The 20164-nt window shown below is 73.5% G+C and carries 18 protein-coding genes and 1 pseudogene; 10 read left to right on the top strand and 9 right to left on the bottom strand.

Annotation, left to right across the window (positions count from 1 at the left end; all coding sequences use genetic code 11):
• From PKA89_RS00935 to PKA89_RS00915, 5 genes and pseudogenes are all read left to right on the top strand, one after another.
• Window positions 1-447, top strand: a pseudogene (locus PKA89_RS00935) (carbamate kinase); the annotation flags it as partial.
• A 13-nt stretch (window positions 448-460) separates the two neighbouring features.
• On the top strand, window positions 461-1588 hold the full coding sequence (locus tag PKA89_RS00930; RefSeq protein ID WP_324415653.1) for a ring-opening amidohydrolase: 1128 nt from the start codon (window positions 461-463) through the stop codon (window positions 1586-1588).
• Window positions 1589-1665: 77 nt separating this feature from the next.
• Complete coding sequence (gene gntA, locus PKA89_RS00925; protein ID WP_324415651.1) at window positions 1666-2436, top strand: guanitoxin biosynthesis heme-dependent pre-guanitoxin N-hydroxylase GntA; 771 nt, start codon at window positions 1666-1668, stop codon at window positions 2434-2436.
• Entirely contained in the window at window positions 2433-3146 is a 714-nt protein-coding gene (locus tag PKA89_RS00920; RefSeq protein WP_324415649.1) for an urea carboxylase-associated family protein, read from the top strand. The genes gntA and PKA89_RS00920 overlap by 4 nt, the downstream gene beginning before the upstream one ends.
• A 9-nt stretch (window positions 3147-3155) precedes the next feature.
• Complete coding sequence (locus tag PKA89_RS00915; RefSeq protein ID WP_324415647.1) at window positions 3156-3944, top strand: formate/nitrite transporter family protein; 789 nt, start codon at window positions 3156-3158, stop codon at window positions 3942-3944.
• Window positions 3945-3959: 15 nt separating this feature from the next.
• On the opposite strand, the gene purH is transcribed toward PKA89_RS00915, so the two are convergent.
• The 7 genes from purH to PKA89_RS00880 all read right to left on the bottom strand — a co-directional run bounded on the left by purH (window position 3960) and on the right by PKA89_RS00880 (window position 12433).
• On the bottom strand, window positions 3960-5588 hold the full coding sequence (gene purH / locus PKA89_RS00910) for a bifunctional phosphoribosylaminoimidazolecarboxamide formyltransferase/IMP cyclohydrolase (RefSeq protein WP_324415645.1): 1629 nt from the start codon (window positions 5586-5588) through the stop codon (window positions 3960-3962).
• Between the two features lie 172 nt (window positions 5589-5760).
• Entirely contained in the window at window positions 5761-6186 is a 426-nt protein-coding gene (locus PKA89_RS00905) for a TIGR03618 family F420-dependent PPOX class oxidoreductase (protein ID WP_324415643.1), read from the bottom strand.
• A complete protein-coding gene (purN, locus tag PKA89_RS00900; protein WP_324415941.1) occupies window positions 6177-6746 on the bottom strand; it encodes a phosphoribosylglycinamide formyltransferase in 570 nt (189 codons plus the stop codon). The genes PKA89_RS00905 and purN overlap by 10 nt, the downstream gene beginning before the upstream one ends.
• A 29-nt stretch (window positions 6747-6775) precedes the next feature.
• Window positions 6776-8017, bottom strand: coding sequence for a DUF6350 family protein (locus PKA89_RS00895; RefSeq protein WP_324415641.1), 1242 nt, complete (start codon window positions 8015-8017; stop codon window positions 6776-6778).
• Between the two features lie 58 nt (window positions 8018-8075).
• Window positions 8076-8969 carry a succinate--CoA ligase subunit alpha gene (sucD, locus tag PKA89_RS00890; RefSeq protein WP_324415639.1) on the bottom strand — a complete coding sequence of 298 codons (894 nt, stop codon included), beginning with the start codon at window positions 8967-8969 and terminating at the stop codon, window positions 8076-8078.
• A 33-nt stretch (window positions 8970-9002) separates the two neighbouring features.
• Window positions 9003-10181 carry an ADP-forming succinate--CoA ligase subunit beta gene (sucC, locus tag PKA89_RS00885; protein WP_324415637.1) on the bottom strand — a complete coding sequence of 393 codons (1179 nt, stop codon included), beginning with the start codon at window positions 10179-10181 and terminating at the stop codon, window positions 9003-9005.
• A gap of 200 nt (window positions 10182-10381) precedes the next feature.
• Window positions 10382-12433, bottom strand: coding sequence for a M4 family metallopeptidase (locus PKA89_RS00880; protein ID WP_324415635.1), 2052 nt, complete (start codon window positions 12431-12433; stop codon window positions 10382-10384).
• A 199-nt stretch (window positions 12434-12632) separates the two neighbouring features.
• Between PKA89_RS00880 and PKA89_RS00875 the strand changes: the two genes are divergently transcribed.
• On the top strand, window positions 12633-13565 hold the full coding sequence (locus PKA89_RS00875) for an alpha/beta fold hydrolase (protein WP_324415634.1): 933 nt from the start codon (window positions 12633-12635) through the stop codon (window positions 13563-13565).
• A gap of 256 nt (window positions 13566-13821) precedes the next feature.
• Complete coding sequence (locus tag PKA89_RS00870) at window positions 13822-14598, top strand: M23 family metallopeptidase (RefSeq protein WP_324415633.1); 777 nt, start codon at window positions 13822-13824, stop codon at window positions 14596-14598.
• An 87-nt stretch (window positions 14599-14685) separates the two neighbouring features.
• Here PKA89_RS00870 and pcrA read toward each other — a convergent pair whose 3' ends face one another.
• Window positions 14686-17121 carry a DNA helicase PcrA gene (pcrA, locus tag PKA89_RS00865; RefSeq protein WP_324415632.1) on the bottom strand — a complete coding sequence of 812 codons (2436 nt, stop codon included), beginning with the start codon at window positions 17119-17121 and terminating at the stop codon, window positions 14686-14688.
• Between the two features lie 256 nt (window positions 17122-17377).
• Between pcrA and PKA89_RS00860 the strand changes: the two genes are divergently transcribed.
• The 3 genes from PKA89_RS00860 to arfB are packed head-to-tail and all read left to right on the top strand — an operon-like array spanning window position 17378 to window position 19136.
• On the top strand, window positions 17378-17683 hold the full coding sequence (locus PKA89_RS00860; RefSeq protein WP_324415631.1) for a hypothetical protein: 306 nt from the start codon (window positions 17378-17380) through the stop codon (window positions 17681-17683).
• A 23-nt stretch (window positions 17684-17706) separates the two neighbouring features.
• Window positions 17707-18696, top strand: a complete 990-nt coding sequence (gene ligD, locus PKA89_RS00855) for a non-homologous end-joining DNA ligase (RefSeq protein WP_324415630.1) — start codon at window positions 17707-17709, stop codon at window positions 18694-18696.
• Window positions 18693-19136, top strand: a complete 444-nt coding sequence (gene arfB / locus PKA89_RS00850) for an alternative ribosome rescue aminoacyl-tRNA hydrolase ArfB (RefSeq protein ID WP_324415939.1) — start codon at window positions 18693-18695, stop codon at window positions 19134-19136. The genes ligD and arfB overlap by 4 nt, the downstream gene beginning before the upstream one ends.
• Window positions 19137-19166: 30 nt before the next feature.
• Here arfB and PKA89_RS00845 read toward each other — a convergent pair whose 3' ends face one another.
• The gene (locus PKA89_RS00845) at window positions 19167-20102 is read right to left on the bottom strand and encodes an FAD-dependent oxidoreductase (protein WP_324415629.1); all 936 of its coding nucleotides are present in this window, start codon (window positions 20100-20102) and stop codon (window positions 19167-19169) included.
• Between the last annotated feature and the right edge of the window lie 62 nt (window positions 20103-20164).

Here is a 20164-nt window from a genome sequence, read left to right as displayed (position 1 = left end):
GAGCCGCTCGAGGTCCTCGACGTCCCCGCCGCCCGCACCCTCCTCGAGGCCGGCTACGTCGTCGTGACGGCCGGGGGCGGCGGCATCCCCGTCGTCCGGCAGCCCGACGGCCGGCTGCACGGCGTCGAGGCGGTCATCGACAAGGACCTCACCGCCGCGCTCCTCGCCCGCTCGCTCGACGCCGACGTCCTCGTCATCGCGACCGACGTCGACCACGCCAAGGTGGGCTTCGGCACGCCGGCCGAGCGCGACCTCGGCCGCGTCCGGCTCTCCGAGCTGCGCGACATCGCGGCAGCCGGCGAGTTCGCCTCCGGCTCGATGGGCCCCAAGGTCGAGGCCGTCACCCGATTCGTCGCCGCCGGCGGACCCCGCGGCGTCATCACCTCGCTCACCCACATCACCGACGCCGTCGACGGGTCCTTCGGCACCGTCGTCGAACCCGACTGAGAGGAACACCGCCGTGCCCGACGCCATCGAGGTCCGCAAGGTCCCGCTGCACACCGTCTCCGACGCCTCCGAGCTGGGCAAGCTCATCGACGACGGCGTCATGGAGGCCGACCGCGTCATCGCCGTCATCGGGAAGACCGAGGGCAACGGCGGGGTCAACGACTACACGCGCATCATCGCCGACCGCGCGTTCCGCGAGGTGCTCGTCGAGAAGGGCGCCGACCCGGCCCGGGTGAAGGACATCCCGATCGTCTGGTCCGGCGGCACCGACGGCGTCATCAGCCCGCACGCGACGATCTTCGCCACCGTGCCCGCCGAGCAGGCCGTGGCGACCGACGAGCCGCGCCTCACCGTCGGCTTCGCGATGAGCGAGCAGCTGCTCCCCGAGGACATCGGCCGCACCGCGATGGTCACCAAGGTCGCCGACGCCGTGAAGGTCGCGATGGAGCGGGCCGGCATCACCGACCCCGCCGACGTCCACTACGTGCAGACCAAGACGCCGCTGCTCACCATCCACACGATCCGCGACGCCAAGTCCCGCGGGAAGACGGTGTGGACCGAGCACACGCACGAGTCGATGGACCTGTCCAACGGCTGCACCGCCCTCGGCATCGCCGTCGCCCTCGGCGAGATCGAGATGCCGACCGACGCGGACGTCATGCACGACCGCTCGCTGTACTCGTCGGTGGCCTCCTGCTCGTCCGGCGTCGAGCTCGACCAGGCGCAGGTCGTCGTCGTCGGCAACGCCCGCGGCGTCGGCGGCCGCTACCGGATCGGTCACTCGGTGATGCAGGACGCGCTCGACCAGGACGGCATCTGGGCCGCCATCAAGGACGCCGGGCTCGACCTGCCCGAGCGCCCGCACCACAGCGACCTCGACGGCCGGCTGGTCAACGTCTTCCTCAAGTGCGAGGCCAGCCAGGACGGCCAGGTCCGCGGCCGCCGCAACGCGATGCTCGACGACTCCGACGTGCACTGGCACCGGCAGATCAAGTCGTGCGTCGGCGGCGTCACGGCGTCGGTCACCGGCGACCCGGCCGTGTTCGTGTCCGTCTCGGCGGCGCACCAGGGACCCGACGGCGGTGGCCCGGTCGCGGCGATCGTCGACCTCGGCGACGAGCCCACCGGCTACCGCGGCTGACCTCGACGCGACCGGCCGGGACCACGACGGTCCCGGCCGGTCGCATACCGGGGGCTACCGATGGGTACGGGAGCGACGTGCCACCTCCCCCCACGCCCGATCTCCCGCTCGACGACCGGCCCGACGCAGCACTGGCCGGGATGCTCGATGCCCGGCGCGCCGACCACCTGCACACCGAGCCGGCGGACCGGGTCGTCGCGGCGCTCGCGGAGATGGTGGCGCATCCGGAGTACCCCTGCCTCGGCGCGCGGTCCGTGTTCCGACGTGGCGCCGTGACACCCGTCGTCCTCGACGACCTCACCGACACCCGGCCGGGAGGATCGCTCGACGAGCTCGGACGTCGCCTGCGGGCCTTCGCCGCGGACGCCGACGCCGAGGGCGACCTCGTCTCCTTCGTCGCCTGCTTCCGCGGACCGCGGCCGGCCGGCGAGCAGGTCTTCGAGGAACGGCTCTGGGCTGCCCTGCGCCACCTCCACGAGCAGGACGCCGCGCAGTGGCCCGGCGCGGTGGCCGCCGACCCGGTCGACCCGCACTTCGCCTTCAGCCACGGCGGGACGCCCTTCTTCGTCGTCGGCCTGCACCCGGACGCCTCGCGGATCGCCCGGCGCGCGCCGGTCGCCACGCTCGTCTTCAACCTCCACGAGCAGTTCGAGCGGCTCCGGGAGGACGGCCGGTTCGCCCGGATGCGGGACACCATCCGGCGCCGCGACACCGACCTCCAGGGGGCGCCCAACCCGATGGTCGCCGACCACGGCGAGGCCTCCGAGGCCCGTCAGTACTCCGGCCGCGCCGTCCCCGCCGGCTGGACCCCGGACTTCCACCCCCGTCCCGACGAGGAGCCCGCATGAACCCCGCCCGCACCCGGTACCCCCGCGCCCCCGAGGCGCCGCCGTACGCCGGCGGCCCCGACGCGCCGGCGGAGGGATGGACCCGCGTGGCGCCCCAGACCGGCGTCGCGGTCGAGCTGGCGCCCGGCGACCGGCTCACCCTCCTCGACCCGTGCGGCGAGCAGGTGAGCGACCTCTACCTGGTGCGCGCCGACGACCTCGCCGAGCAGTTCTCCTCCGGGCGCACGACCGACTTCGGCAACTCGCTCTACGTCTCGACCGGGTCGCTGCTGTGGAGCAACCGGTCGACGGTGCTGGCCGAGGTCGTCGAGGACACGGTCGGGGTGCACGATCTCACGCTGACCCCGTGCAGCCAGGCCACCTTCGACGTCCTCTACCCGGACCTCGGCGGTGCCCCGCACCCCAGCTGCTTCGCCAACCTCGCCGGCGCCCTCGAGCCCTACGGCGTCGACGCCGACCGGATCGGGGTGACGCTCAACGTGTTCATGGACGTGTGGACCGACGAGCGCGGTGAGCTGCACATCGACCCGCCGCCGACGCGACCCGGCGACCGCTTCACCATCGAGGCCCGGGTGCCGCTCGTCGCCGGGGTCACGGCCTGCTCGGCCGAGAAGTCCAACAACGGGCGCTGCACCCCCATCGACCTGCGCCTCGACAGGGCGGCACGGCGTACGGACGGGGAGCCGGTCGGCGGCGTCGTCGCGGGCTAGCCTCCGCTCGTGGACGTCGAGCGCGAGCAGCCGGAGGAGGAGATCGACGAGGCCTTCGACCGGCTCGTCGACGAGGGTGAGGACCGGCTCACCCGGCCCCTCCACGCGCTCGTCCCGACCGGGCTGCTCGGCGGCATCGACATCGGCGTCGGCATCCTCGCCTACCTCGTCGTCAAGGACGAGACAGGCAGCCAGCTGCTGGCCGCGCTCGCCTTCTCGATCGGGTTCGTCGCCCTGCTCCTGGCCCGCAGCGAGCTGTTCACCGAGAACTTCCTCGTGCCGGTGACGGCCCGCGCGGCCGGCAAGGGCACGTGGGGCTCCCTCGCGCGGCTCTGGGTCGTCACGCTCGTGACCAACCTCGCCGGTGGCGCGCTGACCGTGTGGATCATCCTCACCGCCCGCCCCGACCTGCGCGAGGTCGCCCGCACCACCGGCGAGCACTACGCCGGGCTCGGGGTGAGCCTGCGCAGCTTCCTCCTCGCGGTCCTCGCCGGCCTCGTCATCACCCTCATGACCCGGATGCAGCACGGCACCGACAGCGTGGGCGTGCGCGTCGTCCCGGCCGTGCTGTTCGGCGCCGTGCTCGTGGGTGCCGAGCTCTTCCACTGCGTCCTCGACGGCATCCTCATGGTCGGGGCGATGGTCGCCGGGGCCGACATCCCGGTCGCGACCTTCCTCGGGTCCATCGCCTGGGCCGCCCTCGGGAACGTCGTCGGCGGCATCGGGCTGGTCACCTTCCTCCGGCTCGTGCGCACCGCCCCGAAGGTCGAGGCGGAGCGCGAGCAGTCCACCGCCTGACCCGACGGGGGCGGGTCAGTGGGCGAAGTGCCGGGTGCCCGTGAAGTACATCGTCACGCCGGCCGCCTGCGCCGCCTCGACCACCTCGGCGTCCCGCACCGACCCGCCGGGGGCCACGACCGCCCGCACGCCGGCGTCGAGCAGCACCCGGAGCCCGTCGGCGAAGGGGAAGAACGCGTCCGACGCGGCGACCGAGCCGCGGGCACGGTCCTCGCCGGCACGGGTGACGGCGAGGTGGCACGAGTCGACCCGGTTGACCTGCCCCATCCCGATGCCGACCGACGCGCCGCCGCGGGCCAGGAGGATGGCGTTGGACTTCACGGCCCGGACCGCCCGCCACGCGAACTGGAGGTCGGCGAGCGTCGCCTCGTCGGCCGGGTCGCCGGAGACGAGGCGCCAGTGCGCGGCGTCGTCCCCGCCGGTGACGGTGCCGTCCTCGTCGCGCACGACGGCGTCGACGGCGTCGCGCACCTGCATGAGGACGCCGCCCGAGACGGCCCGGAACTCGACCGGGTCGGCGAACCGCTCGACCCCCTCGGGCAGGCGCAGCAGGCGGCGGTTCTTCTTCTCGCGAAGGATCTCGAGGGCGTCCTCGTCGAAGGCCGGGGCCACGATGACCTCGCTGAACACGTCGTTCGTGGCCAGCGCCATCTCACGGGTGACCGGCCGGTTGGTGGCGATGATGCCGCCGAAGGCCGACACCGGGTCGCAGGCGTGGGCGGCCGCGTACGCCTCGGCGACGGTCTCCCCGACCGCGATCCCGCACGGGTTGGCGTGCTTGATGATCGCGACGGTCGGCTGGTCACCGTGGTCGTAGGCGGCCCGCAGCGCGGCGTCGGCGTCGACGTAGTTGTTGTACGACATCTCCTTGCCGGCCAGCTGCTCGGACTGGGCCAGGCCCGGGCGCCAGTGCGCGTAGAGCGCCGCTCGCTGGTGCGGGTTCTCGCCGTACCGCAGGACCGCGGCCTTCTCCCAGGTGGCTCCCGTCCAGGCGGGGAAGCCGCTGCCGTCGGAGGTGTCGACGTAAGCGTTGCCCATCCACGAGGCCACGGCGACGTCGTAGCTCGCGGTGTGCGTGAAGGCCTGCACGGCCAGCCGCTTGCGCTGCTCGAGGGTGAACCCGCCCGAGCGCACCGCGGCGAGCGCGTCGTCGTAGCCGGCCGGGTCGGTGACCACGGCGACGCTCGGGTGGTTCTTCGCCGCGGCCCGGACCATCGACGGGCCACCGATGTCGATCTGCTCGACGCACTCGTCCGGGCTCGCCCCGGACATCACGGTCTCCCGGAACGGGTAGAGGTTGACGACGACGAGCTCGAAGGCCTCGACCCCGAGCTCGGCGAGCTGCGCGACGTGGTCGGGCTTGCGGGTGTCGGCGAGCAGGCCGGCGTGCACCCGCGGGTGCAGCGTCTTGACCCGGCCCTCGAGGCACTCGGGGAAGCCGGTGAGGTCCTCGACCCGGGTGACCGGCAGACCGAGCGACTCGATGAGCGCGGCGCTGCCGCCGGTCGAGACGAGCGCGACACCCGCCTCGTGGAGACCCCGGACGAGCTGGTCGAGACCGGTCTTGTCGTAGACCGAGACGAGGGCGCGGCGGACGGGACGGACGTCCTCGGAGGGACCGGGGGTGGAGACGGCGGCGGACATCGGGGCTCCTTGCGGGGTCGGGCGGTCGGTCCCGGGGCACCCAGGCGGGCGATGCCCCGACTGCAGACTTCCCGGTGGTGACCCACCCGCGCCAGTCGTCGTCGCCCACTCTAGCGGCCCGGGTCGTGTGCCCGGGTGGTCGCCCGGGCCGCCACCCGGGCACACGACGCGGTCAGGTGGCGTACGGCGACGGCGGCAGCTGCTCGGGCCAGGAGGCGCCGAGCACCCGGTCGACGTCGATGACGACGACGACCCGCTCGGGGTTCGGGCGCGGTGGGCGGTAGCGGACGGCGTACCGCTCCTCGGCGTCGCGCACCGAGGCGGCGTCCTCGAGCACCCGCGTCGTCCCCTCGAGCGAGAGCCACCGCCGGCGCTCGACCTGGGTCAGCGACGCCCGGCGGCCGGCCCGCGCCTGGAGCACCTTGGCGCTCCCCCGGCTCGCGATGACCCGGGCGACCAGCGCGTCCTCGTCCCACGTGAAGCCGACCGGGACGACGTGCGGGCTGCCGTCCCGCCGCACCGTCGCCAGCGTCGCGAGGTGCCGCTCGCGGAGGAACTCGAGGACCCGCGGCGGCAGCGCGTCCGGGGTCAGCGCCACGAGCGGTCCGCGGCGAGGTGGGTGAGGACCTCGACGAGCATCCGCCGCTCCTCGACCTTGATCCGCTCGTGCAGCGACTCGAGCGTGTCGCCGTCCTCGACCCGGACCGCGCGCTGGTCGATGATCGGTCCGGTGTCGACGCCGTCGTCGACCCAGTGGCAGGTGCAGCCGGTGACCCGGACGCCGTGCGCGAGCGCGTCCCGGACCCCGTGGGCACCGGGGAAGCTCGGCAGCAGCGCCGGATGGGTGTTGACGACCCGGACGCCGGCCAGCACCTCTGGGCCGAGGACCTTCATGAACCCGGCCGACACGACGAGGTCGGGGCTGTGCTCGGCGAGCAGCCGGGCCAGCGCGGCGTCCCAGTCGGCCCGCGAGTCGAAGTCCGGGACCCGACAGACGAACGTGGGCACCCCGCGGGCGGCGGCCCGCTCGGCACCGCCCGTGCCGTCCCGGTCCGCGCCGACGACGACGACCTCGAACGGCGCGCCCCCTGCGTCGACGGCGTCGAGCAGCGCCTGGAGGTTGGTACCGGAACCGGACACGAGCACGGCGAGGCGCAGTGCGCCCGGGCCGGGCTCCGACGAACCGGTCACCGGCGCAGCCGCCACGCGTCGCGGACGACGTAGGCCAGGGCGCCCACGAGGAGCTCGGCGAAGACGGTCAGCCCCAGCTCGAGCGCCGGCGCCCCGACCGAGGACAGCCGGAACTGCCCGAGCGAGCCGCCGCCGACCGCGTCGAGGACGGCCACGACGAGCGCGGTCGTCGCGCACGCCGACACGGCGACGACGACCTTCGTGCGCAGTCGGGCGAGCCGGGCGACCGTGGCCACCGCCCGCCGCGCGACCCACGCGCCGGCCGCCGCGACGAGGAGCACGCAGACCACCCCGACGACCCCGTGGAAACGACCGGGCTGCGGCAGGGCGGCGAGGACGGGGAGCATCGGGAGGAGGCCGCCCTCGACACCGTCCCACGTGACGCTCGCGCCGGAGACCACCGAGAACCCCGGGCCGGCGAGGAAGGACACGACCCAGAGGCCCAGGTTGGGCAGGCCGGCGAGCTGGGCCCCGGTGAGCACGGCGGCGCCGGCGCCGGTGGCGCCGAGGTCGGCCTGGACGGCGGCGACCCGCGGCCAGGCGAGCACCACGGCGACGGCGACGGCGAGCATCCCGACCCCGACGAGCAGGCCGGCCCCCGCGAGGCCCGGGCCGACACCGCGGCGCAAGGTGTCCGGGAGCGGCAGGACCATCCGCGGGCCGAGCACCTCGGGGTCGTCGCGGCCCACGGCGCGCAGGGCGACCCCGAGCGCCACGAGGGGCAGCACGACGGCCGGCAGCAGCACGCTGGCCGGGTGCGGGGGGAAGGGCCCCTGCGCGGCGACGGCCCAGCCGACGCCGACGACGACGGCGTAGCCGGCCCACCAGGCACCGACCGCGGCCATGAGCGGCCGGGGCAGCAGGCCGGCCCAGTACTCGCCCTCGGTGCTGACCCGCACCATCGCCTCCCGCACGCCGAGCCGGGCGAGGTAGCCGAGCACGGCGAGCGCGAGCAGCGGGGTCATCGAGATGCTGGCCGAGCCGGCCCCGAGGTGCGCCCCGCCGACGAGCAGCCACACGGACGCACCGACGGAGAGGGCGGATCCGGCGTCGCCGGGCGAGCGCGGGTCGCCGTTCCAGGCGACCAGCACCGGGACGAGGACGAGGAGCGCCGAGGCCAGCCCGGTCGCGCCGCCGATCAGCCCGGAGCGCCGCCACCCCGGACCCCACGTCGGGGGTCGCTCGCCGCCGTCGGCGGCCTCGGGCTCGACGCTGCGGGGGCGGTCGGTGACGGTCATCGCGTCCCAGTGTGCGACAGCCGGTCCGCCGCTCGCCGGAGCCGCGCCGGAGCAGCGGTCAGCCGGCGAGCGACTCCATGATCTCGCGCATGAGGTGGGCGGTCTCGGACGGCGTCCTGCCGACCTTGACCCCGGCGGCCTCGAGGGCCTCCTTCTTGGCCTGCGCGGTCCCGGAGGAGCCGGACACGATGGCGCCGGCGTGGCCCATCGTCTTGCCCTCGGGGGCGGTGAAGCCGGCGACGTAGCCGACGACCGGCTTGGTGACGTGCTCCTTGATGTAGGCCGCCGCGCGCTCCTCGGCGTCGCCGCCGATCTCGCCGATCATGACGATCGCGTCGGTCTCGGGGTCGTTCTCGAACGCCTCGAGGCAGTCGATGTGCGTCGTGCCGATGATCGGGTCACCGCCGATGCCGACCGCGGACGAGAAGCCGAAGTCCCGCAGCTCGTACATCATCTGGTAGGTCAGCGTCCCCGACTTGGAGACGAGACCTATGCGGCCGCCGCCCGAGATGTCGGCCGGGATGATGCCCGCGTTCGAGGCGCCGGGGCTGATGAGGCCCGGGCAGTTCGGCCCGATGATGCGGGTGCCGCCCTTCTCGGCCGCGTAGTTGTAGAACTCCGCGGTGTCCTTGACGGCGACGCCCTCGGTGATGACGACGAGGAGCGGGATGCCGGCGTCGATCGCCTCGACGGCGGCGGCCTTGGTGAACGCGGCCGGGACGAAGACGACCGACACGTCGGCGCCGGTCGCCTCCATCGCCTCGGCGACGGTGCCGAAGACGGGGACGGACACGCCGCCCTCGAACTCGACGGCGGTACCCGCCTTGCGCGGGTTGACGCCGCCGACGATGGCGGTGCCGGAGCGCAGCATCCGCTGCGTGTGCTTCATGCCCTCGGAGCCGGTCATGCCTTGGACGATGACCTTCGAGTCGGCGGTGAGGAAGATGGCCATGGGTGTCGTGTCTCTCTTCTCTAGCGCTCGGGGTCAGTTCTGGGAGGCCAGCTCGGCGGCCCGGCGGGCGGCGCCGTCCATCGTGTCCTCGATGGTGACGCGCGGGTGGTTGCGCTCGGCGAGGATGCGCCGGCCCTCCTCGACGTTGTTGCCGTCGAGCCGGACGACCAGAGCGCGGTCCTCCTCGTCGCCGAGGGCGTCGAGCGCGCCGACGATGCCGTTGGCGACGGCGTCGCACGCCGTGATGCCGCCGAAGACGTTGACGAACACCGACTTCACCTGCGGGTCGGAGAGGATGATGTGCAGCCCGTTGGCCATCACCTCGGCCGACGCGCCGCCACCGATGTCGAGGAAGTTGGCCGGCTTCTGCCCGCCGAACTCCTCACCGGCGTACGCGACGACGTCGAGCGTGCTCATGACGAGGCCCGCGCCGTTGCCGATGATGCCGACCGAGCCGTCGAGCTTGACGTAGTTGAGGTCCTTCTCCTTGGCGGCGGCCTCGAGCGGGTCGGTCTCCGCGGTGTCCTCGAGCGCCTCGTGGTCCGGGTGGCGGAAGCCGGCGTTGGCGTCGAGCGTCACCTTCCCGTCGAGGGCGACGATGTCGCCGTCCTCGGTGCGCACGAGCGGGTTGACCTCGACCAGCGTGGCGTCCTCCTCGCGGTAGACCGTCCACAGGGTCTTGAGCACCGGCTCGATCCGCGCGGCGGTGTCGCCGTCGAAGCCGGCCGCCTCGACGATCTCGCGGGCCTTGGCGTCGTCGATGCCGACGTTGGGGTCGACCGCGACCCGCGCGAGGGCCTCGGGGCGCTCGACGGCGAGCTGCTCGATCTCCATCCCGCCCTCCTTGCTGCACATCGCGAGGTAGGTGCGGTTCGCGCGGTCGAGCAGGATGGAGAAGTAGTACTCCTCGGCGATCCGGGCGCCCTGCGCGATCATCACGCGGTGCACGGTGTGGCCCTTGATGTCCATGCCGAGGATGGCGCGGGCGTGCTCCTCCGCCTCGTCGGTGCTCTTGGCGACCTTGACGCCGCCGGCCTTGCCGCGCCCACCGGTCTTCACCTGGGCCTTGACGACGGTGACCCCACCGCTCGCGGTGCCGATGCGCTCGGCCGCCTCCCTCGCCTCCTCGGGGGTCGTCGCGACGGCCCCGGCGAGCACGGGCACACCGTGCTTCTCGAACATGTCACGGGCCTGGTACTCGAAGAGGTCCACGAGGCGATCCGTCCTCACTGTCGGCGAAGGGTGGTCCGTCAGGGGACTTTAGTGCGGGGTCCGCGGCAGGGCCGACCCCGGGACCGCCGATGGGGGCAATCTCACCCTCGAGCGGTCGCCTCGGGCGCCGACCGGCGGGAGCGGGCACGCGCAGGGGCGGCCCGGCCGGGTGGCCGGACCGCCCCGTGGCGCGGCTGTCGTCAGGAGACGCTGAGGGCCGTGTCGTCGACGACGAAGGAGGTCTGCAGCGAGGAGTCCTCGCTCATCGCGAACCTCACCGTGACCGACTGGCCCTTGTAGGCGATGAGGTTGAACGACTTCTGCACGTACGAGCCGTTCTTGTCGAGGTTGCTGTACGTGGCGAGCGTCGTCGTCGTGCCGCCGACCACCACCTGCGGCCTCATCGTGTCGTACGCGCGGGAGGTCGTCGTCTCGGAGGTGTCGATGCGCACCCAGAAGCTGAGCACGGCGGAGGTGGCGCTCGAGGGGATGGTCACCGTCTGCTGCTCGGTCTCGGTCGAGGTCGAGCCGTTGCCGCCGAGCCACATCTTCCAGCTGCCGGTGCGGGCCGGGCGGCCGGTGTTGTTGGTGATCGGGCCGGCGGTGCCGGTCCACACCGTCGCGCCGGACTCGAAGCCGGCGTTCTGGAGGAGGTTGCCACCGGTCGGCGGCGGCGTGGTGCCGCCACCGCAGGACTGCGAGCCCGCCGGCACCGAGATGGCCGAGAAGGCGCTCTCGACCGCGGTGCACACGGCCGGGTTGCTCGGGAACAGCTCCTTGGCCGAGGCGATGGCGCCCTCCCGGGCGGCGGCGTAGTTGCTCGTCGAGGTGAGCTTGGTCGAGAGCGTGCGGTACCAGACCTTCTCGATGTTGGTCCGCCCCGCACCGGTCACCGTCGAGCCGTTGCACGTCGGGCTGTTGTACGACACCCCGTTGACCGTCTTGGCGCCGCTGCCCTCGGAGGCCAGGTAGAACCAGTGGTTCAGCGGGCCCGAGGAGTAGTGCGGGTCGAGGTTCTTCGTGCCGGTGGTCCAGCAGTCCTGGCTCGCGCCGTCCTTGGAGGGCTTGTCCATGTAGCGCAGCGGCGTGCCGTTGCCGTTGATGTTGATCTTCTCGCCGATGAGGTAGTCACCGGGGTCGGCCGGAGAGTTCGCGTAGAACTCGACGGCGGTGCCGAAGATGTCCGACGTCGCCTCGTTGAGCCCGCCCGCGTCGCCGGAGTAGGCGAGGCCGGCCGTGTTCTCGGTGACGCCGTGGCTCATCTCGTGGGCCGCGACGTCGATGCTCGTCAGCGGGTGGGTGTTGCCGCTGCCGTCGCCGTAGGTCATCTGGGTGCCGTCCCAGAACGCGTTGACGTAGCCGTTGCCGTAGTGCACGCGGCTGCGGGCACCGGTGCCGTTGTTCCAGATGCCGGCCCGGCCGAGCTGGGTGTTGTAGTAGTCGTACGTCTTCTCGGCTCCGTACTGCGCGTCGACGGCGGCGGTCTGACGGCTCGAGGCCGCCCCCGTGCCCCAGACGTTGTCGGCGTCGGTGAAGAGGGTGCCCGCGGCGGTCGAGCTCGTCGACCCGTTCAGGTCGGTCGTGTAGTTGCCGTGGCCGTCCTTGAGCTGCCACGTCGAGCCGCTCTGGGTGGTGTTGAGGGTGACCGTGCCGGAGTACATCGAGTTGCCGGTGCCGTTGACGACCTCGTCCCAGCTGGAGATGACCGCACCGGAGGTGGCGTCGACGACGGTGTGCAGCCGGCTCGGGGTCTGGTCGGCCTTGACCCCGGTGGTCACGACGTCGTAGGCGAGGCGCGGGGTGCCCGAGCCGGCCCAGACGACGAGCTCGCCCCGGCTCTGCTCACCCGAGGCCTTCGACCGGGCGGTGCCCGTCGCGACGGCCGAGGACTTCGCGAGCCTCGGCGTCGTCGACGCGGCTCCCACCGCCTTGCGGCCGGCGTTGTAGCGCACCTCCTCGACGGCGCCCCTGGCGCTCTTCTCGACGACGAGGTCGCCGCCCAGGACGCGCAGGCCGTTCCAGGTGCGGTCGTAGCGGACGTGGGTGGTGCCGTCCGGGTCGGTGAGGACGGAGCGCGCCACGAGCTTCTCCGCGGCGCTGAGGCCGAGGGCGTCGTGGTCGGCGCCGGGCGCCGAGGCCGAGGGCAGGGCCGCGGTGGCGGCCGGGGTGCCGGCGGCGGTCGCTGTGGGCACGCCCGCGACGATGGTCGCGAGGGCCGCGCCGAGGGCGAGGCCGGTGGTGAGTCGTCTCACGGTCGAGGTTCTCCTTGGGATGGGGCAGGTGGCCCGGGTCCGGGCACGAGGGGAAACCTGCTCCCGACACCCCTCTGCGACAAGACTTCTTGCGAAGAATTGACCCGGAAGACGGAACTCTTTACCGGCTGGCGATGGGGTCTTGACCATTCGTCGACGACTTCCGGGGACGCTGCGACGGCCCTACAGTGAACCCGCCATGAGCCTCGCCCCACAACGTCGGACCGGCGCCTCCGGGCCCGGTGACGCGGCACGTCCCCGGTCGGTCACGGCCCTCCCCGGGACGGTCGTCCGCAGCCTGCGCGCCCTCGCCGACCCCGCCGTCGTGGCCGGTGCCGCGGTCGAGACGGTCTGGCTGGGCGCGCACCTGCTGACCTGGCCGTTCGGGCTCGTCGGCAGCGGACGGGCCCCCAGCGAGCCCACCTACCGTCTCGAGCACCTCCCCCCGGTGCAACGGGGGCTGCTGGTCTCCGACGTCGAGGCCGCGGGGACGCCGATCCTGCTCGTCCACGGCATCGTCAGCAACCGCTCGATCTTCACCGTGCTGCGCCGGGGGCTGACGCGGCGTGGGTTCTCGAACGTGTTCGCGATGAACTACTCGAGCGTCGCCACCGACGTCCGCACCGCGGCGATCCGGCTCGCCGAGGAGGTCGAGGCGGTCTGCGAGCAGACCGGGTTCGAGCGCATCCACGTCATCGGCCACAGCCTCGGCGGGCTCGTCGCGCGCTACTACGTCACCCGGCTCGGCGGCGACGAGCGCGTGCACACGCTGGTGACCCTCGGCACCCCGCACGAGGGCACGTGGGCCGCGTACGCCGTCCCGACCCGGCTCATGCGCCAGATGCGCCCGGGCAGCGGGCTGATGCGCGAGCTCGCCCGTCCGGCCCCGGGCTGCCGGACGCGGTTCCTCGCGTACTGGTCCGACTGCGACGCGGCCATCGTGCCGCAGCGCTCCGCCGCCCTGCGCCACCCCGACCTCGCCGCACGCACGGTGCGCCTGCACGGCGCGGGACACCTCACCCTGCCGATGCTCGGCGAGGTCGTCCACGGCATCTCGACGGCGCTGACCCAGCTCGACGCCGACGGCAGCACGGTGCGGCGCGGGGTCATCCCGCTGTCCCGGCGCGACTGACCACGGGCAGGCCGGTCGTCCACGCGGCGCGACCGGCGCGCTCACCCGCGGCCCCGGGGGCCGTTCCTGAGACATCTCTCAGGTGAGCCGTCTCACAGGCGACAGCGTTTTCGCAGGTCAGGCCGTGGGGGCGCGGCGGCTCGGGGTGCGACACGCGGATCGTCACGTGAACCCCACCTTTGTGTCACGGAATGGTCACGGTACGGTGTGCGGGCCCCGCCAGGTCCCCTGCCACCCCTACGAGGTCCCTCCCGTCGTGAGTTCCCGGTCCTACACCGGGCGTCATGTTGGCCGCCACCGCAGCCAGCAGCGCCGCGCCCGCGTCCCCCGCGCCCTGAGCCCGGGCTTCGTCCTCCCGACGAGTGCCGCGGCCGCGCTGGTGGTGACGGCGACGGGGGCGAGCATGGCGGAGTCGGCTCCCCAGCCGCTCGAGTTCGCGAGCAGCCAGACCGCGCTCGTGCGCTCGCAGCAGGCCGCCGACGACCAGCTCGCCAGCGACCTCGCCGCCCGTCGGCAGGACGCCTCCATCCAGTCGGCCGCCTTCCAGGGCCGCACCGAGGCGCAGGCCCGGGCCGCCCGCAGCGCCCAGCGCAAGGCCGCGGCCGCCGCCAAGGCCAAGGCGGAGGCCGAGAAGCGGGCCAAGAAGTGGGTCCGGCCGATCCACATCTGGAACATCACCTCCGGGTTCGGCGCGCGCTGGGGAACGCACCACGACGGCCTCGACCTCGCCGCCCCGACCGGCACCCCCCTCTACGCGCTGTCCAAGGGCACGGTCCTCAAGGCCGGCTGGGAGGACAGCTTCGGCAACAAGGTCGCCGTCCAGTACTGGGACGGCAGCGTCATCTGGTACGGCCACATGAGCCGCATCGACGTGCAGGCCGGCGAGACCGTCCTCCCGGGCGAGCAGGTGGGCCTCGTCGGCAACACCGGGCACTCGTTCGGGTCGCACCTGCACTTCGAGGTGCAGCAGGCCGCCACCGGCGACACCCCGCTCGACCCGGTGACCTGGCTGAAGGACCACGGCCTCTGGTGAGCAGCCCCGCCCCGTCACGACCCCGGCATCCCCGCCGGGGTCGACGTGTGTCCGGGGGCGGGACGGCTCAGCGGCCGTCGCGCGCGCTCAGAGCTTCTCGAGCGGCGCGAACCGCAGGACGAACCGCTTGACCCCGAGCTCGCCGCCGAAGTCGACCTCGGCCTGGGTCTTGTCGCCCTCCCCGAGGGTGCGGACCACCGACCCGAGCCCGTAGGTGTCGTGCGTGACCTTGTCGCCCGGGGAGAGCGCGATGAGCGGCCGGTTGCCGGGCGACCGGACACCGGGCCGTGCGGCGAGCGTCGCGACCGCGGGCCGCTGGTCGCGCCGACCCACCGCGGCGGCCCCGGAGAGCTCACGCTCCCACTCGACCAGCTCGCCGGGGATCTCGTCGAGGAAGCGCGACGGTGGGTTGTACTGCGGTGCGCCCCAGGCCGACCGGACGGCGGCCCGCGAGAGGTGGAGCCGCTCCCGGGCGCGGGTGATGCCGACGTAGGCGAGGCGGCGCTCCTCCTCGAGCTCCTTGGCGTCGCCGAGGCTGCGCAGGTGCGGGAAGGTGCCGTCCTCCATCCCGGTGAGGAACACGACCAGGAACTCGAGGCCCTTGGCGGTGTGCAGGGTCATCAGCGTGACGACCCCCTGCTCCTCGGCCTCGGCGTTCTCGGGGATCTCGTCGGCGTCGGCGACGAGCGAGACCTGCTCGAGGAAGTCCTCGAGGCTGACCACCTCACCGGTCTCGCGGCGCGCGTCGTCGAACTCGCGAGCGACGGCGACGAGCTCGGCGAGGTTCTCGACGCGGGTCTCGTCCTGGGGGTCGCGGCTGTCGCGCAGCTCGGCGAGGTAGCCGGTGCGCTCGAGGATCGCCTCGAGGAGGTCGGAGACCCCGGCGTCCTCGTCGTCGCGGACCCGGCCGAGGTCCTCGAGGATCTCGGTGAACCCGCGGATGGCCGCGACCGACCGGGTGGCGATGCCCGGGGCGTCCTCGGCCCGCCCCAGGGCGGCGACGAACGGGATGCGCTCGCGCTCGGCGAGGGCCGCGACGCACGCCTCCGCGCGGTCGCCGATGCCGCGCTTGGGCACGTTGAGCACCCGGCGCAGGTTGACCGTGTCGGTGGGGTTGGAGAGCACCCGCAGGTAGGCCAGGGCGTCCTTGACCTCGCGGCGCTCGTAGAACCGGGTACCGCCGACCACCTTGTACGGCAACCCGACGCGGACGAAGACTTCCTCGAGGGCCCGGCTCTGCGCGTTGGTGCGGTAGAAGACCGCGACGTCCCCCGGTCGCACCCCGTGGTCGTCCCCGAGCCGGTCGATGGAGCGCGCGACGAACGACGCCTCGTCGTGCTCGTTGTCGGCGACGTAGCCGATGATCCGGGCGCCGTCGCCGCTGTCGGTCCAGAGGTTCTTCGGCCGCCGGCCCTCGTTGCGCGCGATGACGGCGTTCGCGGCCCGCAGGATGGTCTGGGTCGAGCGGTAGTTCTGCTCGAGGAGGATCGTGCGCGCCTGCGGGTAGTCCTCCTCGAACTCCTCGATGTTGCGGATCGTCGCGCCACGGAAGGCGTAGATCGACTGGTCGGCGTCGCCGACGACGACGAGCTCGCTCGGCTCGACGCCGTGCTCTCCTTGGGTCGCCTCGGAGCCGACGAGCTCCTTGACCAGCTGGTACTGCGCGTGGTTGGTGTCCTGGTACTCGTCGACCATGACGTGCCGGAACCGCCGCCGGTAGTGCTCGGCGACGTCCGGGAAGACCTGGAACATGTGCACGGTCGTCATGATGAGGTCGTCGAAGTCCATGGCGTTCGCAGCACGCAGCCGGCGCTGGTACTCGGTGTAGGCCTCGGCGAGCACCTGCTCCTGGTGGGTGCCCTCCTGGGAGACCCGCCGCGTGAACGTCTCCTCGTCGACGAGCTCGTTCTTGAGGTTGGACACCTGGTGCGAGAACGCCCGCGGGTTGTAGCGCTTGGGGTCGAGGTCCATGTCGCGCAGCACCATCGACATGAGCCGCTGGCTGTCGGCCGCGTCGTAGATGGAGAACTGCGAGCGCAGGCCGACCTTGTCGGCCTCACGGCGCAGGATGCGCACGCAGGCGCTGTGAAAGGTCATCACCCACATCGCCTTGGCGCGCGGGCCGACGAGCGCCGCGACCCGCTCGCGCATCTCCGCGGCGGCCTTGTTGGTGAAGGTGATCGCGAGGACCTGGCCGGGCTGGACCCCGCGGTCGGCGAGGAGGTGGGCGATGCGGTGGGTGAGCACCCGGGTCTTGCCCGAACCGGCACCGGCGACGATGAGCAGGGGCGGGCCCTCGTGGAGCACGGCCTCGCGCTGCTGCGGGTTCAGCCCCTCGAGCAGGGCCGCGGCGTCGAGCCGGTGCCCTCCGGGGCCGCCCTCCGGCCCCCGCCCCTCGGCCGCCGCCTCGGCCCACGTCGGCACCCCCGCCGCGTTGACGAGGGCGGCGTGGGCGCTCGTGTGGGTGGCGGGGTCGACGTGGGGGTCGTGGCCGAAGTCGAGGCCGTCGAAGAGGGTGCTCATCTCGGGGTCCACCCTACGTGCCGGGTCGGACGGTCCGGCCACGCGTGGGCCCCCCGCGGCGGCGACCGGTGCAGGGGTTCCGGTCGGTCGCCCGCGAGGGGCCTGCTCTCGAGCGTACGCCCGTCGTCGTCCCGGTGTCTAGGGTTTGTCGAAGGCAACGGCGGGCCGTCGAGTCGAGCCCGGCAGAGGACGCCCCCCTGGGTGCTACGGTCACGCGGGCCCGCACACCGGACGGGCCGCACGGGAGGGAGACACCATGCTCATCTGGGGGTGGGGACGCAAGTCCCGCAACCGGCAGGTCAGCGCCACCGAGGCGCTCATCGCGTCGTTCCGCTACTTCAGCCTCTTCTTCGTCTTCACGGTGACGTGGGGGACGAGGTACGTCCTCGCCCGCGTGGCCGAGGACGGCGCGGTGAGCTACCGCGACCTCACCGACGAACAGGCGATGGCCGCCGCGAACGGTGGCGAGCTGCCGGCCCCGACGGCGTGGCAGCGGTTCAGCCTGCTCGGCCTGCTCGTCGCGGTCGTCGCCGTCGTCGGCATCGGCTCCGCCCTCGGCTGACCTCCAGCCCCTACGGTGGGGCCATGGCCTCGCGCAAGGGTGAGTTCGGGGAGCCGGTCGTCCTCGACGTCGGCGGCTTCGACGTGCGCGTGTCCAGCCCCGAGCGCGTCTACTTCCCGGCGCGCGGCGAGACCAAGCTCGACCTCGTCGAGTACTACCTCTCGGTCGGCGACGGCATCGTCAACGCGCTGCGCGAGCGGCCCTGCATGCTGCACCGCTTCCCGGACGGCGTCGCCGGGAACAAGGTGCACCAGAAGCGACTTCCGCGCGGGGCGCCGCCCTGGGTCGAGACCGTGCGCCTCCACTTCCCCCGCTACGGGCTGCACGCCGACGAGCTGTGCGTCACCCGGCTGGCCGACGTCGCGTGGGCCTGCCAGATGAGCACCGTCGAGTTCCACCCGTGGAACAGCCGGCGTGCCGACACCGAGAAGCCCGACGAGTGGCGCATCGACCTCGACCCGATGCCCGACGCGCCGTTCTCCCGGGTGCGCCGCGCGGCCCACGTCGCCCACGAGGTCCTCGACGAGCTCGGGGCCACCGGGTGGCCGAAGACGAGCGGCGGCCACGGCCTGCACGTGTACGTGCGCATCCGGCCCGACCACGGGTTCACCGACGTCCGGCGGGCCGCCCTCGCCTTCGCCCGCGAGGTCGAGCGCCGGCTACCCGACGACGTGACGACGACGTGGTGGCGCAAGGACCGCGACCCGGCCGCCGTCTTCGTCGACTACAACCAGAACGCGCGTGACCACACGATCGCCGCGGCGTACTCGGTGCGCGGCAACGACATCGGCACCGTCTCGGCCCCATTGCGCTGGGACGAGGTCGACGACGCCGAGCCGGACGACTTCACCATCGCGACGATGCCCGCCCGCTACGCCGAGCTCGGCGACCTGCACGCCGGCATCGACGACGCCGTCTTCGACATCACCCCGCTGCTCGAGTGGGCGGAGCGCGACGAGGCCGAGGGCGCCGAGTCCCCGCCCGAGCCCGAGGACGACACCGGGAAGCCCTGATGGACCTCGTCGTGCCACCGGGTCCCGGTGTGCCGCAGGGCCTCACCGTGCCGGCCTCCGACCTCGTCGAGCGGTTCTCGCGGTCCTCCGGCCCCGGCGGGCAGGGCGTCAACACCGCCGACAGCCGGGTCGAGCTGGAGGTCGCGGTCGACGTCCTGCCGCTCTCCGACACCCAGCGCCGGCGCGTCCTGCGGGCGCTCGACGGCCGGCTGGTCGACGGCCGGCTCGTGGTCACTGCGTCGGAGCACCGCCAGCAGCGCCGCAACCGGGTCGCTGCGCGCGAGCGGATGGCCGCCCTGCTCCGGGACGCCCTGGCTCCCCCGCCGCCGGCCCGACGAGCCACCCGTCCCACCCGCGGGTCGGTCGAGCGTCGCCTCGACGCCAAGCGTCGGCGCGGCGAGACCAAGGCCGCCCGGGGCCGTCCTGCCCCCGAGGCCTGACCCGACCGGCGCCCGAGGACCGACCCGTCGTCAGGCGAGGCGGTCGACGAGCCCGACGACCTCGGCGGCGCATCCCCAGGACAGTGTCACGCCGGCGCCCCCGTGGCCGAGGTTGCTGACCACTGGCCGGCCGTGGACCTCGTGGACCCGCAGGTCGACGGCGTCGGCGACCGGACGCAGGCCGACGCGCGCGCCGAGCACCTCGGCGTCGCGCAGCGCCGGGACCGCGGCCCGGCAGCGCTCGACGATGGCCGCGTGGACAGCCGGGTCCGGCTCGTCGTCGTCGCCCGGTGCGTCGGTGCCGCCGCAGACGACCCATCCGGGGTGCGGGACGACGTAGGTCATGCCGCCCGCGGGGTCGTCGTCGACGAACCAGCGGTCGAGGCCGGGGTTGGCCAGCAGCGCGACCTGCCCGCGGGACGGCGTGACCACGACACCGGGGAGGAGCTCGGCCGCGCGGAGGCCGGCAGCGAGCACGACGACGTCGTCCTCGAGCTCGTCGAACTCGGTGACCCGGCCGGTCTCCAGGGCGACCCCCGCTGCAGCGCAGGCCTTCTCGAGCCAGTCGAGGTACACGACCATCGCGACGAGGGGCAACCGGGCGACGACGCCGGACGCCGCACCCTCGGGTAGCTCACCGCGCTCGGCGTCCCGCCATCCGGTGAGTCCCTCGGTCCACCAGCGGTCGGCGACCCCCCGCTCGACGAGCAGGCCCTCGCGCAGCGCCACGTTCGCGGTGGGGTCGTCGGCGAGGGCGGTGAAGCGGGCCAGCGAGGTGAGGCCCCAGCCGACGACGCGGTCCCGGGGCTGCACGTGGTACGGGAACCAGAGCCCGCCGGCGACTGCCGACACGGTGCCCGCGGCCGGGACGTCGCGCACGCACCGCACGTCGTGCCCGGCGCGCGCCAGCTCGAGGGCGGACGTCAGACCCACGACGCCGCCACCGACCACCGTCACCCGCGCCACGGGACCATCGTCCCGAGCACACCGCCACGGCCACGCGCGCCACGCCGGAGGTGAGCCGCCGT

This window comes from Phycicoccus sp. (genome assembly GCF_035325325.1).
Classification (GTDB): domain Bacteria; phylum Actinomycetota; class Actinomycetes; order Actinomycetales; family Dermatophilaceae; genus Phycicoccus.
Note: the sequence above shows the minus strand (reverse complement) of the source record. Positions and strands in the feature narration are given on the sequence as shown.